Source organism: Dolichospermum sp. LEGE 00246 (genome assembly GCF_015207865.1).
Classification (GTDB): Bacteria; Cyanobacteriota; Cyanobacteriia; order Cyanobacteriales; family Nostocaceae; genus Dolichospermum; species Dolichospermum heterosporum.
Map to the genome: position 1 here is coordinate 1 of NZ_JADEWA010000075.1, position 16,320 is coordinate 16,320.

The following is a 16,320-nucleotide window of genomic DNA, read 5'->3' on the forward strand; positions in this document are numbered from 1 at the left end:
GGTGGGGGAGGGAAGAACAGAAGTTTTTTCCCATTACCCGTCAAAATAAATTTGACGAACTACTAGTCTAAAGCCAACTTAAATAAAATAGCCGTAGCCGCACAGGCACAAGCCAATTTCGAGCAAAGTTATGTTAAAACACCTCAAAATGGTGTAATTTCTGACATTTATAGCCGTGCAGGTGAAGTAGTATCCGGTAACGGCATTGTCGAACTTGGACAAATAAATCAGATGGATGCAGTAGTGGAAGCACCACAAATAAACTCCAATCAGCCGACCCAGTAGATATGTTTTAAATTCCTCAAAATTCCTCTCTGTTGTCTCTGCGGCTCTGCGTGCAAAAAAATCCTTAAAACCTCAACTATGCAAACTACTAACTCTACTAAACCTGTAATTTCCATCCACAATCTTGATCATTACTTCGGATCTGGACAACTACGAAAACAAGTTTTATTTAACATTAGCTTAACTATAAATGCAGGGGAAATTGTGATCATGACAGGTCCTTCTGGTTCTGGTAAAACCACATTATTAACCTTGGCTGGTGGGTTACGTTCTGCCCAATTTGGGAGTTTGCAGGTATTAGGTAATGAACTATGTCAAGCTAATGCTAAACAATTAACCCAAGCCCGCAGAAATAACGGTTATATTTTTCAAGCCCATAACTTACACGGTAGCTTAACAGCAATCCAAAATGTCAGGATGGGTTTAGAAGTACAGCCGAGAATGTCAGCAAAAAAAATGTTAATGCAGTCACAGCAAATGTTAGAAGAAGTAGGATTAGGAAATCGTCTCAATTACTATCCAGATAGTTTATCAGGGGGACAAAAACAACGGGTAGCGATCGCTCGCGCATTAGTCAGTCAACCAAAAATAGTCCTAGCAGATGAACCCACCGCCGCACTAGATAAACAATCAGGACGGGATGTAGTAGAACTAATGCAGAAATTAGCTAAAGAGCATGGCTGTACAATTTTACTCGTCACCCACGATAACCGCATTTTAGATATTGCTGACCGCATTGTTTATATGGAAGACGGTCATCTTGTCCGAGAAAAAAGTGATTCTTTGCAAGATGTAGTGAGTTGAAATACCTGGCGACAAAAGCACCACCAGGATGATATTAATGATTGGCTTGTTGAATTAAAGTATCTAACTCCTGCTGCATTTTACTTCTGACTAACTCATAGCATTCGTCCACATAAGTGCGATCGCTTGCAGCTTCTTTTCCATAGCGTGCAAACACAATTGGTGGACAAACCCTAGTATAGATAGTTACAGGCAAAGGAATATTAGGCAGCGGTCCAAAAGCCAATCCCCAAGGTAATCCTAAATAAATGGGAAACACCAAAGGATCAACCCCAAGCAACCAAGGCATCCCCATTTTATGAAATTGCTGCATAACTTCATATATATCAGCCAAGACAATCAAAGTATCATGTGACCCCCAGGAAATCGCTGGGACAATCGGTACATTCTCCCGTAGCGCCAACTTAATAAACCCCTTCCGTTCGGCAAAATAAATTTTATCCCGCATCCCATGGGGGCGAAAGACATCCTCCGCACCACCAGGATAAACTAAGACACTAGCACCAGACCGCAAAGCCTTGTAAGCCATTTTCGGGTGCGCCCTCACTGCACCAGCCTTCATCGCCATTTCTGCTGCTGGTGAAAACACATCCCAAACCTTAGGGTGCATCAAACCATAAATCGGTCTTTCCACACTAAAGCGACGCAACCAATCATATAACATCATGGAAGTATCAGGAGATGCCAGTCCGCCATTATGAGAACCGACAACGAGAATTTTTTCATCTGGGACATTTTCCCAGCCACTGGTTTGGACTCGAAAATAACAGTTATATAACAAGCCCAAGATAGGCATCATAGATTCGATGAACCTTGGATCTCGTTGATCCAAAGACCACCCTGTGTTACTGGTTTGAAGATGCTTTAGTTTGAACATCAGGAAATTTTATCAGGATTTATACGGATCAGACAATCCGCTGTTTTGCAGTTTCATCCAGCGTGAATTACCCACTTGATTAAGACAGATATGATAAGTCTTTGACGAAGGAAAGAATCTATCAACTTCTTGATAAATTTTCCCTTCGTTTTCTGCTTTGTATTTAAGCATGGTACAGAACATTCCCCAGCCAACTTGTTGAATAGATTTAGCTAGACAGTGGTTTTGCATCACGACAACTGCCAAAAGCCTGTGCTAATGATTGCTGTTGCTGAATATCTGGATATAATCTGACTTTGACTACTTTTAACATCTTAGAGTAAAATCAATTTGCTATAGAAAGCATAATATACTAAAAATGGGTCGCAGCCTTACCATTAAAATCGCTAAGAGTATTGATATAAAAGGATTTTTGCCGAGCCAAAAGTCTAGCCACCAACCACCCGCATTCTAGTATAACACAAGGTTTGTGAATTATCTCCATGTTTTCCTTCCTCTCTTCGAGACACTGCGCGAACGCTGTTGCATTGGTCGGAAAACTGTCGTCAATTTACGCGCCATCCCACGCTGCCTTTCGGTCCATGGGGCTGCTGTCGGTTAAGCTAACGCAATCTTCCAATTGTTTTCCCCACTCTGGAATGATAAAATGTTCAGTAGGAACACAATCTAATTGTTCCCGTCTAAATAAGTAATCTGTAAAAATTGCTAAGAGTAAGCCACAAAATAAATGATCCTGTTTTGTCATGCTGAGTGTAACGTTCGCGGAGCGTGGCGTTAGCCATAGCGAAACGAAGTATCTCAAGAGATTCTTCACTACACTTCGTTTCGTAATGCCTCTGGCACGCTGCGCGAACAGAATGACATTGGGCATTTCTTTTTGTGGAGTTCTCTAAAAGTTCTGCTTAACAAATCTAAAATCTATAGAAATCAATAGGTCATTAAATTGTACATGATTATTACCTCCAAATCCTGATTCCCAGCTTTGAATTAGTCTACTTTTGCTTAAACTCCAACGATGCAAACATTTGATGAGTATAGAAATAACATGAAAACTTTGAAGCTATTTACAATTGCTTCTGTAGCACTCACAATGGGCTTATTACTGAATCAGTCCAGCTTTGCTAAAACCCCACAATTAGAAATTAACTCTAAGTTCAATCAAGACCCATTAGTATTAAACGGTACATCTGGAGGGGGTGTAAAAAGTAATTGTGGGAATATTAACACCGATCCTAATCAAATAATTGAAGTTACAGAGCCATTGCCTTATTTACGATTGACGGTAGAAAGTCAAGGACAGCCAACACTATTGATTTCTGGACCAGGAGGACGCTTCTGTGTGCTTGCTGATAGCTATAGTGGTGGCAAAGCCGAATTCTCAGGTTACTGGCAGCCGGGCAAATACTTATTGTATATGGGTGATTTGTCACAAGACAGGTTCAACTACACCCTTACTATTTCCCAGCAAAAACAAGCGTTGCAGTAGTACACTTGTACGATTTTTACGGCATCACTATAACAACAACAATTTTAGCTTTGTTGATCCTATCCTATCTAGAAATTTAAATTACAAGAGTTTAAGGGATCGTATTTTTGGCAACAAATTGGACTCCTAACATGATATTGGTATTACAGTGACTCAATAAAATCTTTGAGGAGAAATATGTTTAAAAGACTAATTGGTGTTGTTGTTGCTACTATTTTGCTGACATTACAGATGGTTGTCGGTACTGCAACAGCTTTAGAACTGGATGAAGCTATCCGTACAGTACCATTAAATGACAAAGGTGATACAGTTGTTCTCAGCTTAAAACAAGTCAAAGAAGGTAAACGACTATTCAATTACGCTTGCGCTCAATGTCATGCCGGTGGAGTTACCAAGACTAACCAAAATGTGGGACTTGATCCAGAAGCCTTAGCAGGGGCTTTACCTAAGCGCAATAATATTGAAGGTTTGGTGGACTATATGAAAAATCCCACTACCTATGATGGCGCAACAGAAATTTCGGAAATTCACCCCAGTTTGAAGAGTGCAAATATTTTCCGAGTTATGCGAAATCTGACTGAGGAAGACTTGAAAGCAATTGCTGGACATATTCTCTTAGAACCCAAAGTTGTTGGCACTAAATGGGGTGGCGGTAAGATTTATTACTAAACTATCCTGATTCAGTCATACAAATTGTCAGGGAACGGAAAATAGATTCCCTGACCGGATTTTAGATTTTAAATTTTGGATTGAAGATTCAAAATCCAAAAAGGTCTTAAGAGGATGTTTTAAAAGTGGTATCCCGTAATTTTCATCATATTGTTACCCCCCTTAGTGTCCCCTTATCAAGGGGGGTAACAAAAAAATCCAGTTCCCTCCCCTTTATAAGGGGAGGGTTAGGGAGGGGTAAAACATTTGATACAGCAACCATGACTTTTCAAACACCCTAAGCCCGCGAATTTATTCGTGGCATAAATCTAAAATCTAAAATCTAAAATTGTGTGACAGATCAAAAACTAATTTCTAAGCTGTACAGGCATAGCCAAATAGGTCATTTTTAATCCACCCAAAGGCGTGAAAATTACCGGAGTTAAACTTTGATTCAAGTGCATTTGAATTTCTGAAGATGGTAGTTCTTTTAAACCTTCCATCAGATATTTGACATTAAAAGCAATGTCTATATCTTCGCCAGATATTTGTGCTGGCATTGATTCTGTACCACTACCAACATCTTGCGCTTCACAAGATAAAGTAATCTCTTGATTGGCATTATCAATGCTGACTTTGACAATATTATTTTTCTGATCTGCTAACACAGCAATTCGTTCCAAAGTGCTAATAAATTGCTTTCTTTCTAATGTGACTTGGCGTTCAAATTGCCGAGGAATTAATTGCCGATAAGCGGGATATTGCCCTTCTAAAGTGCGGCTGGTTAGGCGTTGATTTTGCCAAGCAAATACTACTTGACCTTGATCAAGATATACGGCTACAGTTTCTTCCGATGTGGAGTTATGCCCTAACATCCGTTGTAGTTCTCGCAATGCTCTTGCCGGTACTGTCACCTCTACCTGTTCACGTCCTTCTACAGGGCGCTCATTTGTAGTTTCCAGCACTGCTAACCGATGTCCGTCGGTGGCGGCAAATTCTAAAGTGTCTTGTTTTAGGGTTAAATGTACGCCTGTGAGGACTTGCTTGGTTTCATCGGAACTGGTAGCAAACAAAGAACCTTTCAATCCTTCAATTAGTGCTGCTGTTGTGAGAGTAATTGCTTCGGCGTTTTCAATTACAGGTAGTTCGGGGAATTCTTCTGCGCCCATTGCTCGGACTTGATAACGTCCGCTTTTAGGTTTGAGAGTAACAATTATACCTTCTCCGGTATTATCTCCCGATTGATAGCTTTGCTCGCCGCAGCCGTCATCCAGGGTGATTTCCCCTTCTGGTAGACGAGAGGTGATATCTACAAGCAGTTTGGCAGGGAGAGCAATTGTCCCCCCTTCTAAGACCTCGGCACTAAAGCTGCTACGGATACCTAAACTGAGGTCAAAGGCTGTTAAGCTAACCTGATTAGTTTTGGCATCTGCTTGTAATAAGATATTGGCAAGAACAGGATGAGTTGGTCTGGACGGGACTGCACGACTGACGAGAGAAAGGTTGCTACTAAGATCACTTTGAGAACAGATTAATTTCATCTTTAAATTAAATAATGGGGGAATTGGTAATTGTAATTGGTAATTGGTAATTGGTAATTGGTAAGTAGGCAGGCAGGCAAAGTTAATTATATAAAAAATGGGACAGAATTAATTACACAATTGATTTTTCTGTTCCCTGTTCCCTGTTCCCTCTCTCAACGAGTGAATTTAATTTTGTCCGACTACTTAAAAGATTTGGATTTAATGTAGGGGTAGCGCCCCCGTGCCTACCCCGGTATTTGGTACAACCACAGGGGGTTTGCCCCTACTGCTTTGTGATCTTAACTGCTTAAAGCCTTGATAAACCGTTGCAAACTCTTAAATACACTGGGTTTTCTGGCGGGTGTAGCGTCCGCAGTGTTTGCCGTTTGTCCCTTTAGAAGAATTGCGTCTAATTCATCACCATAGGGTTTGTTTGAGAGTTCAACAATTTTTTGATATTCGTCCTCTATTTCTTGCCATACCTCCCATTGTCCAGGGTAGCAACGGAAAAGGGCAGATTCATCATCTACAGGACGGATGTAGTAACAAGATTCGATGGTACTAATGAAGCGACGACGAGTTTCTCTGGCTGTGTAACCGATACCAACTACACTAGAATCTTCGAGTCGGGGTGTTAACATGATTGTGGGGCGATCGCCGATCAGTTCACACAGCTTTTCTAATTGTGGCACTTCTACGGAGGTGGGGGCAATAAATAGGAAAATTTCATCCTCTGGCTGAATTTTTGCTTCTAGGGATGCAGCCCTACCAGTACCAATATCGGAAATTTGGAATTGTGCGTCTGTCCAATCACGACGGGCTAAAGCAGCCGCACCAGCATCAGCAAAGAAGACTTTAAGACGGGATTCGTATTCAGTAAATTGGGGGAGAAATTGTTCTGCAACCGTCATGAATTTGAGTTCTGGAAATAATAACTCAACTTGAATCCGAGTTATACCATCAGCTAAAGCTGATTTTACCGCTTCACAAGATTGAGCGATCGCATCTTCTAAGGTTTTTGGTAGTTCAGCCATAGTTTATCAAGTCGCTGGGTTAATATCTAATTCTCTACTATATTGATTTAGGTGGTATGAAAAATCATCCAATCACTAAAAATTCAATCTATTAGTAATTTAGGCATTATTGTTGAGTGTTAACTGGCTAGAACTTCAGTTAAATAGAGTGCAAACTACATGAGTCAAGGTTTTCTACAAATTGCTTTAACGCTGTGTATTGTCGTATTCATTACGCCAATACTAGGAAAATACATAGCCCGCGTTTTTTTGGGAGAGAGGACAATTCTTGATCCTGTAATGAAGCCCCTAGAGGCAATAATTTATATTTTAGGGGGTGTGGGTAAAAAAAATGATATGACGGGTTGGCAGTATATTCGCGCCTTACTATGCAGTAACTTAGTCATGGGTGTGGCGGTTTACGCTCTCCTCTATTATCAGAAATTTCTGCCCTGGAATCCCAATGGACTGGGGCGGATGAGATGGGATTTATTACTACATACCACAATTTCCTTCCTGACCAATACCGACCAACAACACTACGCCACAGAAAATACCTTTAGTTATTTTAGTCAAACATCAGCTTTAGGTTTTTTAATGTTTACCTCAGCGGCTAGTGGTTTGGTAGTGGGAATTGCCTTTATTCGTGGGTTAACAGGGAGAAAACTGGGGAATTTCTATGTAGATTTTACCCAGGCTATCACTAGGATCTTATTGCCTTTATCTATTGTGGGGGCGATCGCTCTCATCATCTCCGGTGTACCTCAAACCCTAGCCAAAACCGCCTTAGTAGAAACCTTAGAAGGGAGAATTCAGTACATAGCCAGAGGTCCAGTAGCCTCCTGGGAAATGATCAAAATGTTAGGAGAAAATGGTGGCGGCTTTTTTGCAGCTAATTCCGCTCATCCTTTTGAAAATCCCAATGGTGCTTCTAACCTAATAGAAATCATTGCCATGCTGGCTATCCCCACCTCCCTAATTTACACCTACGGAGTATTTGCCAACAACCTCAAACAAACCTGGCTATTATTTTCAATGGTGTTTATCATCTTTGTCGTTCTCATTGGCGTTACAGCCACAGGAGAATTACAAGGAAATCCCATCATTAACAATGCCTTGCGATTAGAATTACCCAACTTAGAAGGCAAAGAAGTCAGATTTGATTGGGCGCAAACCGCACTATGGGCAGTTACAACCACAGCCACCATGTGCGGTGCTGTTAACGGAATGCACGATTCCCTCATGCCCAGTGGCACATTTTCTACCTTATTCAACCTATTTTTACAAATAATTTGGGGAGGACAAGGCATAGGAACAGCTTATCTCTTCATTTATCTGATGCTCACCGTTTTTATCACCGGTTTAATGGTAGGGCGCACACCAGAAATTTTTGGGCGCAAAATTGAAAAACGGGAAATTGTCCTGGCTAGTGTAGTGCTATTAATTCACCCCATGATGATTTTAATTCCTAGTTCCATAGCTATGGCTTATCCTATATCCTTGTCAGGAATTAGTAACCCAGGTTTTCATGGCATTTCCCAAGTAGTTTATGAATACGCCTCAGCCGCAGCCAATAATGGTTCTGGCTTAGAAGGATTAAATGACAACACATTATGGTGGAACTTAAGTACAACTATCAGTATTTTCGCAGGACGCTATATACCCATTATTGCCCTACTTCTCTTAGCTGATAGTATGTCTAAAAAACAAGCCAGTCCAGCCAGCCGGGGAACTTTGAAAACAGATTCTCTACTCTTTACCACTATTACTGCTGGTGTCACCCTAATTTTAGGCATCCTCACATTCTTCCCTGTTCTAGCTTTAGGACCAATTGCCGAAGGCTTTAAACTCGCTTCTGGTAGTTAGATAAACATGAGGTAATGAGGATAAAAAGACGAAGCTAATTTTCTTCTTTCTTCTTTCTTCCCCCTGAACTCCTGAACTCCTGAACTCCTGACTTCTGACTCCTGACTCCTGACTCGGTGACTCCTGACTCCTGACTTCTGACTCCTGACTCCTGACTTCTGACTCCTGACTCCTGACTCCTGACTCCTGACTCCTGACTCGGTGACTTCTGACTCGGTGACTCGGTGACTCGGTGACTCCTGACTCCTAAAAAATTACTTATATATGAACTCAGCAACTACCTCTAATTCTAAAGCTTCCCGCCCTCGTTACCGTCGTAAGAAACACAGAAAAGCGCGAGTATCCAATAAAGGACTGTATTTCCGAGCCATAGGAGATGCTTTTATTAAACTGTATCCCCCATATGCCATCAAAAATCCAGTGATGTTTCTAGTATGGATAGGAACAATCATCACTTTCTCTGTCACCATTTACCCTGAATTATTCGGTCCAGTAAATCAAAAAAATCCCCATCTGTTTAACGGACTATTAACGGGAATTTTATTATTCACAGTTCTATTTAGCAACTTTGCCGAAGCCGTAGCCGAAGGACGAGGTAAAGCCCAAGCCGATACACTCCGTTCCACCCAATCAGCCACCATTGCCAAAACCATCACCGTTGAAGGCAAAATTACAGAAGTTCCTGCCAACAGCTTAAAACAGGGAGACACTATATATGTAGTCTCAGGCGATGTGATTCCCGCAGATGGTGAAGTAATCATGGGTGTCGCCTCTGTGGATGAATCAGCAATTACAGGCGAATCTGCCCCAGTTCTCAAAGAATCAGGTTCAGACGTTGCCAGTTCAGTCACGGGTGGTACACGCATAATTTCTGATGAACTGATTATTCGTGTTACTGCTGAACCAGGCAAAGGCTTTATTGACCGGATGATTGCTCTGGTCGAAGGAGCAGAACGGACTAAAACCCCTAATGAAATTGCCTTAACAGTATTATTAGCAGTTCTGAGTTTAGTGTTTTTATTCGTAGTAGCCACTCTGCCCGCCTTTGCCTACTATGTGAATAGTCCTGTGAGCATTCCTGTTCTCATTGCTCTTTTGGTAGCCCTCATCCCCACAACTATTGGCGGTTTACTGAGTACCATCGGTATTGCGGGTATGGATAGAGTGGCACAATTTAACGTCATTGCCACCTCTGGTAGGGCAATAGAAGCCTGTGGCGATATTAATACTCTGGTACTTGATAAAACTGGAACAATCACCCTTGGCAACCGTTTAGCAGAAGAATTTATCCCCATCAATGGTCATTCAATAGTGGAAATTGCTAACGTGGCTTTGGCAGCTAGTATTTTTGACGACACTCCAGAGGGTAAATCTATTGTCCGACTGGCAGAAAAGTTAGGGGCAAATTTTGATTTAGACCGCAAACAAGCACAGGGGATAGAATTTTCGGCAAAAACGCGCATGAGTGGTACTAATTTACCTGGGGGTAGGGAGGTACGCAAAGGCTCAGTAGGAGCAATTCAAGGCTTTGTTCTCTCCCGTCATGGAAGAGATACACCAGAATTAGATGTTGCATATCAACAAGTTTCTCATCAAGGTGGTACACCTTTAGCTGTTTGTCTTGATCAGGAAATTTACGGTGTTATCTATCTCAAAGATATTGTTAAACCAGGTATCCGCGAACGATTTGACCAACTCCGACGCATGGGAGTACGGACTATCATGCTGACGGGAGATAACCGGATTACTGCTTCTGTGATTGCAAAAGAAGCTGGAGTAGATGAATTTATTGCTGAAGCTACGCCAGAAGATAAAATCAGTGTGATTCAACGGGAACAAGCTGAGGGTAAAATAGTAGCGATGACAGGGGATGGAACTAATGATGCTCCCGCTTTGGCACAAGCTAATGTAGGTGTGGCTATGAATACGGGAACGCAAGCAGCTAAGGAAGCGGCTAATATGGTGGATTTAGATTCTGATCCCACCAAATTAATTGATATCGTTAGTATTGGCAAGCAATTGTTAATTACTCGTGGAGCGTTGACGACATTTTCTATCGCTAATGATATTGCTAAATATTTTGCAATTATTCCCGTACTTTTCACGGCTGCTAATTTAGGAAGTTTAAATATTATGAAGTTGAGTAGCGTTAATTCGGCTATTCTTTCGGCGTTGATCTACAATGCTTTAATTATTCCAACTTTGATTCCTCTAGCATTAAAAGGTATTCAGTTTCGACCTTTAACCGCTAATCAACTTCTGCAAAGAAATATTTTAATTTATGGCTTAGGTGGGGTGATTGCTCCATTTATTGCGATTAAATTAATAGATATGATGATTACATTTGTGGGTTTAGCGTAAATATAGCAGATTGCAGATTAATCAAGTCCAGGATCTATATTCACAGCCAGACAGTTTTACTCCTGAATCGGTGAATTCTGCTGTAATTACGTGAATAGGTAATTGATAATTCTTGCCTTTTAGTTCTTGTATATTACCTTTTTCTTTATGAAAATGATACCATTGATTCGATTGTCCAAGTTTAAACATCAATTACCAATCACTATTTTTATAGTGATGTGTTTCAGTTTATTTATGAGTCCAGTGGTTTATGCTAATACTACTCTCAGTTTAGATAGGGTTTCTACTTGGGCAATGGGGGTTTTAGGATTTACTACTATAATGTTGGTGGTTTATTTGTTAACAGTCATTTTTCAGCCAGAACGATTTTAATAATTGATAAATCATAGCGATATGTATTTGAATGGGTTACAAAATTTATAGAAAAAGCCATACAGCACTTTTACTCCTATATCCTGACTGGGCGCAAGCCCTGCGCCCCTACTTCGGTGAATCCTCTTATTAAATCAAGATTAAATAAATTATGTCTATTTTTAGAGAAACTTTCAAGGCAATTAGAATAACTTTGGTAATTTGGTTATTAACAGCAATTGTCTATCCTCTTTTTATATTGCTAGTCGGTCAGTCTTTTTTCCCGATTTCAGCTAATGGTAGTATGATTTTAAATATCAATAATCAACCTATTGGTTCGACTTTAATTGGTCAAGGATTTACATCTGATCGTTATTTTCATGGTCGTCCCAGCGCTGTTAGATATAGTCAAGGTAAAAAAGCTCAACCGACTGGTATTTCTGGAGGTAGTAATCTCGCTCCCACTAATCCAGAACTTAAAGAACGTATTCTCAAGCAGGTGGAAGAATTACAGAATCAGGATAAACAACCTGTGGGTGATTTGATTTATACGTCAGGGTCTGGTTTAGACCCACATATTTCTTTAAAAGCAGCACGACAACAAATAGAGAGAGTGGCACAGGCACGGGGTATTCAGGAAGATGATATTATTCCGTTGATTAATAAGTATTTTGATGGCAGGTTTTTAGGGATTTTTGGTGAACCAGGGGTAAATATTTTACGTTTAAATTATGCTTTGGATTTACAAGATATTAATCGTCAGCAAAATTAGTTAAGGGTTGTTTGAAAGGTGGTATGCCGTAATTTTCATCACATTGTTACCTCCTTTCCCCTTGTAAAGGGGGGTAAGAATAGAAATCTAGTACAAAACGGCGTAAATAAACCAACCATTCTAAATCCTCCAAAAGCCTATACTGTCTTCATTTTGACTTTTGACTTCCGCCTTGCGGTACTAGTTCCCTCCCCTTTATAAGGGGAGGGTTAGGGTGGGGTAAAATATTTGATACAGCAATCATGAATTTTCAAACACCCTCTTAGGGGTTGCTGATAATGAAGCGTGGTATAAAATGTAGAGGCGCAGGGCTTGCGCCCATTCAGGAGGTAGCAGCAAGGAACAATCATCATAGGTTGTATGGTTAAGCCTTACATAACAAGGGATTTTTAAGTTCAAGCATAGTAGAAGTATTGTTTTGACATGGGTAATAGGATCAATTACACTACGATCGCAAATTCATAAAAGTATTTGAGTCAATGCAACCGACTCGTGTGATTGGTTTAATGAGTGGTACATCTGTAGATGGGATAGATACCGCTTTAGTAGAAATTTCTGGTGGAGATTTGGATCTGAAGGTGGAATTACTGGCAGGGGAAACCTATCCCTACTCCCCTCAACTCAGAGAACATATTCTAGGGCTTGGGGCTGGTACTGCGATGTCAATGGCAGATGTAGCCGCCATAGATGATGCGATCGCTCATAATTTTGCCCAAGCTGCTCAACATATTCAAATTGGTCATCACAGAGCCACTCTCATCGGTTCTCATGGTCAAACTGTTTACCATCGTCCACCCCAAGGACTAGAAGAACTGGGTTATAGCTGCCAACTGGGACGGGGCGCGATGATTGCCCATTTAACAGGTATTACTACTGTCAGTAATTTCCGAATAGCAGATATAGCTGCTTATGGTCATGGTGCGCCCCTTGTTCCTAAAGTAGATGCCTATTTACTCAGTCATCACCAGGAAGAACGTTGTATTCAAAATATTGGGGGTATTGGTAATGTTACGTATCTTCCCGCCCGTAGTGATGATTGGTTGTCGCAAATTCGCGGCTGGGATACAGGTCCAGGTAATAGTTTATTGGATCTAGCCGTCCAGCATTTTACAAGTGGCACTAAAAGCTATGATAATAATGGTGATTGGGCAGCCAGTGGTACACCCTGTTACCCCTTGGTAGAACAATGGCTAAGTCACGAATATTTCCATTTACCACCACCTAAATCTACTGGACGGGAGTTATTTGGGATTACCTACTTGCATGATTGTTTACAGGATGCCCAACCCTACCAACTTAATTCCGCAGATTTTTTAGCAACTATCACAGAATTAACGGCAGTTTCTATTGTCCATAGTTATGATAATTTTCTCCCCAGAAGACCACATAAGGTAATATTATGTGGTGGTGGCAGTCGTAATAGTTACTTGAAAAATCGCTTACAGTTGCTGTTAGGGAATGTTCCAGTGTCAACTACAGATGAGTTTGGCTTAAGTGCTGCATTTAAGGAAGCGATCGCTTTTGCGGTTTTAGCATACTGGCGAAACATCAATATTCCTGGTAACTTACCCGCAGTCACAGGAGCATATCAAGAGATGCTTTTAGGAGAAATTCACGATAATTATCGCTAATTTAGTCTCTTGTCTCTCAAAATACTATGTTAGCAAGTATTTCTAAACTTCGACTGTGCTGGATTAAAACAAGGGATTTAGCAGGTGGGACATACTTTTTTATTAGAACCAGGACGGTGGGTGATCCAAGGTAGTTGGTTGGAGCGCAATAGTCAACCAATTCCTTTGAAAGGTTTAACATTAGTGGTTTGGAATCGAGATAATTGGTTCTCTATGGCTACAAAATTAATCTTTCCTAACAGCGATCGCCCAGAAATTTCTTTTCAGTATAAAGGACGACTTCATGAAGGAGAACGACAGTATACTTTTCTGCTTCAACATAATTATCTCGGACAAATAGAAGGTGAAGGCTGGATTTGTCCAAATACAATTGTTCAGCGTTATTGGGTACTCGGAGATAGCTCCACTGACCTTCGCCACCGTCAGAGACAGACTGGTTTTGAAACCCTACATCGAATTAATGATAATCAATATTACCTAACTAGTGGCATTCTTGTGGGTCATTTTTTAGATAGCACAATGGAAGCTAGTCTAGAACGCCAATTACATTAAGTAGGGGGGATGTAAATAATTGTCCTTGGTCTCAGGCGGTAAGGAGCAGAGAGGCAAGAGGCAAGAGTAAAGAAATTTTCAGCGATTTTACGTTTCTTTACACAGTTTGGTTTTATTGTGTTCACCTACTTAACCTAGTTAGTTAATAGCAATCCGATTTGATTGATGAATTTTCGGTTTTAATTTTCAGGTTTTCAACCTATTTTCTAATCACCAAAACCTACAAAACTATCCCTTGAACTGTTAAACATTGGAGTCGAATTTTCTATGTCAGACCCCAACATTGGTCGCTTACTCGGAAACCGTTACCAACTACAAGAGCTAATTGGCTTTGGCGCAATGGGACGAGTCTATCGTGCTAAGGATACGTTGCTGGGAGGTGTCCCTGTTGCAGTCAAGTTTCTAACTTTATCAATGCAAAACGAAAGGATGCGTTGGCAAGAAAGATTTGAGCGAGAAGCTAAAACTTGCGCCTTACTCGGTCAAAAAAGCATCCATATCGTCCGAGTCATGGACTATGGGGTAGATGAAATATACTACGTTATGGAATATCTACAGGGACAAACATTAGGTCAGATCATTCGTAAAAAACACCTAAGTTTACCAAGATTTCTCAGAATAGCCAAGCAAATCGGTTTAGGACTACAGTGCGCTCATGATGGTATTCCTGTAGATGGAAAAATTTGTCCAATCATCCATCGTGATATTAAACCGGGCAATATTATGGTGATTCAAGATCCCAGTTTTGGAGAATTAATCAAAGTTTTAGACTTTGGTATTGCTAAATTACTCATGTCTGATAGTGACCATACCAAGTTTTATTTAGGAACTTTAGCTTATTCTTCTCCTGAACAAATTGAAGGTAAAGAACTAGATAGTCGTTCTGATATCTACAGTTTTGGGATCATGATGTTTGAAATGCTGACTGGTAAAATTCCTGTGGTGGCATCAACCAACACCTTTGGAGCATGGTATAAAGCGCACACTTTTGAAAAACCCTGTTCCTTTGCGGAAATTTCTCCTAATTTGCACCTACCCAAGCAATTAGAAGATGTAATTATGAATTGTTTATGCAAAAAACCTAGTGAACGTCCCCAAAGTATCAATGAAATTATTAATATTCTTACTACTGTAGAACAGCAAAAGGACACGCATAATACCACTAAAAATAATCCTGTTATTAATAATACTCATTTCATTAAAGATACTTCGGTTATTAATAATACTCTTATATATCAAGATGCTCAAGAAATTATTAACCCCAACTTCCCTGTAGTTGCCGCACCAGCAGAGAAAATAAAAACCAATCTGCTGACAATTCCCATTACCAATCACAATACACAAGTCGAACTACGGAGATATTCAGTTGATCATGACATCACGCAATTAGTTACTTGGCCACACAATAAACCAATTGCCAATATCGTTTTTATTCAACCCATTTACCACGATAAAAATTTGTTACCAGCGTTATGGGTGATGCTACCCCAAGAAGAAATTCAAAAACGCTTAGTTTGTACTCGCTACAATCAATTTCTATTTATTTCTTCTCCTCATCCGGTCATGTTGTGGATTACAGTTATTTATACCCGTGAACATGGGGCTAAATGGTTGTCTTATTATTTGGATCTCAAAACTAATTCTGGTCAAGAAATCACGGGGTTACTACAGAATACTGGGCAATATCGTTTATTATTCTTTACTAAAGAAACTCCTCATCCTTGCACACATATATTACAATCAAGTATTGCTGCGGCTCAAAGAGAAAAATTGCAAGAGTGGCTTGTTTCTAGTCAGGGTTCAACTTTATCAACGGATGCTCAAATTAGTAAAAATATATTGAAAAAAGAATATGAAAAAATTAAACCTAAAATATTAGCTAAGTTAGAAGCAATTGATACTGATTCTTCATGGGATATTTCTGGTTGATTATCTTAGGAGCTAATTTAAAATTTGTCAGCAAAGACATTAAAAACCTACCGGGGGACTCTTTTGAAAGTTACGCTTGTCAGAGATGATTCTGCCAGTAATGGCAAACAGGATCAGGGCAAGAACCGTACATCTAAGGTAATACCTGAAAAGCGGATATTATCCGAGCAGTTGTCTTGACAATTATTCGATTAAGAATCCCCGCGTCTTTAGACCGGGGAG

At 40.3% G+C, this 16,320-nt stretch carries 15 protein-coding genes and 1 pseudogene; 10 read left to right on the top strand and 6 right to left on the bottom strand.

The features are described from left to right. Positions 1-363 precede the first annotated feature (363 nt). A complete protein-coding gene (locus IQ228_RS07845; RefSeq protein ID WP_035081617.1) occupies positions 364-1,089 on the top strand; it encodes a DevA family ABC transporter ATP-binding protein in 726 nt (241 codons plus the stop codon). A gap of 34 nt (positions 1,090-1,123) precedes the next feature. Here IQ228_RS07845 and IQ228_RS07850 read toward each other — a convergent pair whose 3' ends face one another. The 3 genes and pseudogenes from IQ228_RS07850 to IQ228_RS07855 all read right to left on the bottom strand — a co-directional run bounded on the left by IQ228_RS07850 (position 1,124) and on the right by IQ228_RS07855 (position 2,279). Then, the gene (locus tag IQ228_RS07850) at positions 1,124-1,966 is read right to left on the bottom strand and encodes a lysophospholipid acyltransferase family protein (protein ID WP_193962568.1); all 843 of its coding nucleotides are present in this window, start codon (positions 1,964-1,966) and stop codon (positions 1,124-1,126) included. Between the two features lie 66 nt (positions 1,967-2,032). Beyond that, positions 2,033-2,200, bottom strand: a pseudogene (locus tag IQ228_RS26520) (RNA-guided endonuclease TnpB family protein); the annotation flags it as partial. Beyond that, on the bottom strand, positions 2,175-2,279 hold the full coding sequence (locus tag IQ228_RS07855) for a helix-turn-helix domain-containing protein (protein ID WP_080683851.1): 105 nt from the start codon (positions 2,277-2,279) through the stop codon (positions 2,175-2,177). The gene IQ228_RS07855 and the pseudogene IQ228_RS26520, both read right to left, overlap by 26 nt. Before the next feature lie 732 nt (positions 2,280-3,011). Here IQ228_RS07855 and IQ228_RS07860 point away from each other — a divergent pair. Beyond that, positions 3,012-3,452, top strand: a complete 441-nt coding sequence (locus IQ228_RS07860) for a hypothetical protein (RefSeq protein ID WP_027402014.1) — start codon at positions 3,012-3,014, stop codon at positions 3,450-3,452. A gap of 177 nt (positions 3,453-3,629) precedes the next feature. After that, positions 3,630-4,121, top strand: coding sequence for a photosystem II cytochrome c-550 (gene psbV / locus IQ228_RS07865; RefSeq protein WP_027402015.1), 492 nt, complete (start codon positions 3,630-3,632; stop codon positions 4,119-4,121). 347 nt (positions 4,122-4,468) lie between these two features. On the opposite strand, the gene dnaN is transcribed toward psbV, so the two are convergent. Then, positions 4,469-5,641 carry a DNA polymerase III subunit beta gene (dnaN, locus tag IQ228_RS07870; protein ID WP_027402016.1) on the bottom strand — a complete coding sequence of 391 codons (1,173 nt, stop codon included), beginning with the start codon at positions 5,639-5,641 and terminating at the stop codon, positions 4,469-4,471. Positions 5,642-5,922: 281 nt separating this feature from the next. Then, positions 5,923-6,657, bottom strand: coding sequence for a DUF1995 family protein (locus IQ228_RS07875; protein WP_027402017.1), 735 nt, complete (start codon positions 6,655-6,657; stop codon positions 5,923-5,925). A 159-nt stretch (positions 6,658-6,816) separates the two neighbouring features. Here IQ228_RS07875 and kdpA point away from each other — a divergent pair, with 159 nt between their 5' ends. Next, on the top strand, positions 6,817-8,502 hold the full coding sequence (kdpA, locus tag IQ228_RS07880; RefSeq protein WP_193962569.1) for a potassium-transporting ATPase subunit KdpA: 1,686 nt from the start codon (positions 6,817-6,819) through the stop codon (positions 8,500-8,502). A 264-nt stretch (positions 8,503-8,766) separates the two neighbouring features. Continuing rightward, positions 8,767-10,863 carry a potassium-transporting ATPase subunit KdpB gene (gene kdpB, locus IQ228_RS07885; RefSeq protein WP_193962570.1) on the top strand — a complete coding sequence of 699 codons (2,097 nt, stop codon included), beginning with the start codon at positions 8,767-8,769 and terminating at the stop codon, positions 10,861-10,863. A 21-nt stretch (positions 10,864-10,884) separates the two neighbouring features. On the opposite strand, the gene IQ228_RS07890 is transcribed toward kdpB, so the two are convergent. Further along, positions 10,885-11,052 carry a hypothetical protein gene (locus IQ228_RS07890; RefSeq protein WP_193962571.1) on the bottom strand — a complete coding sequence of 56 codons (168 nt, stop codon included), beginning with the start codon at positions 11,050-11,052 and terminating at the stop codon, positions 10,885-10,887. A 45-nt stretch (positions 11,053-11,097) separates the two neighbouring features. On the opposite strand from IQ228_RS07890, the gene IQ228_RS07895 reads away from it, so the two are divergent. The 5 genes from IQ228_RS07895 to IQ228_RS07915 all read left to right on the top strand — a co-directional run bounded on the left by IQ228_RS07895 (position 11,098) and on the right by IQ228_RS07915 (position 16,098). Then, positions 11,098-11,235: a potassium-transporting ATPase subunit F gene (locus tag IQ228_RS07895; protein WP_160170615.1), complete on the top strand. Its 138-nt coding sequence runs from the start codon at positions 11,098-11,100 to the stop codon at positions 11,233-11,235. A 151-nt stretch (positions 11,236-11,386) separates the two neighbouring features. Next, positions 11,387-11,986 carry a K(+)-transporting ATPase subunit C gene (gene kdpC / locus IQ228_RS07900; protein ID WP_027402021.1) on the top strand — a complete coding sequence of 200 codons (600 nt, stop codon included), beginning with the start codon at positions 11,387-11,389 and terminating at the stop codon, positions 11,984-11,986. Positions 11,987-12,465: 479 nt separating this feature from the next. Then, positions 12,466-13,617 (top strand): anhydro-N-acetylmuramic acid kinase, encoded by a 1,152-nt coding sequence (locus tag IQ228_RS07905; protein WP_027402022.1) that lies wholly within the window; start codon positions 12,466-12,468, stop codon positions 13,615-13,617. An 84-nt stretch (positions 13,618-13,701) separates the two neighbouring features. After that, a complete protein-coding gene (locus IQ228_RS07910) occupies positions 13,702-14,169 on the top strand; it encodes a hypothetical protein (protein ID WP_193962572.1) in 468 nt (155 codons plus the stop codon). A 267-nt stretch (positions 14,170-14,436) separates the two neighbouring features. Beyond that, positions 14,437-16,098, top strand: coding sequence for a serine/threonine-protein kinase (locus tag IQ228_RS07915; RefSeq protein ID WP_193962573.1), 1,662 nt, complete (start codon positions 14,437-14,439; stop codon positions 16,096-16,098). The last annotated feature ends 222 nt before the right edge of the window (positions 16,099-16,320 follow it).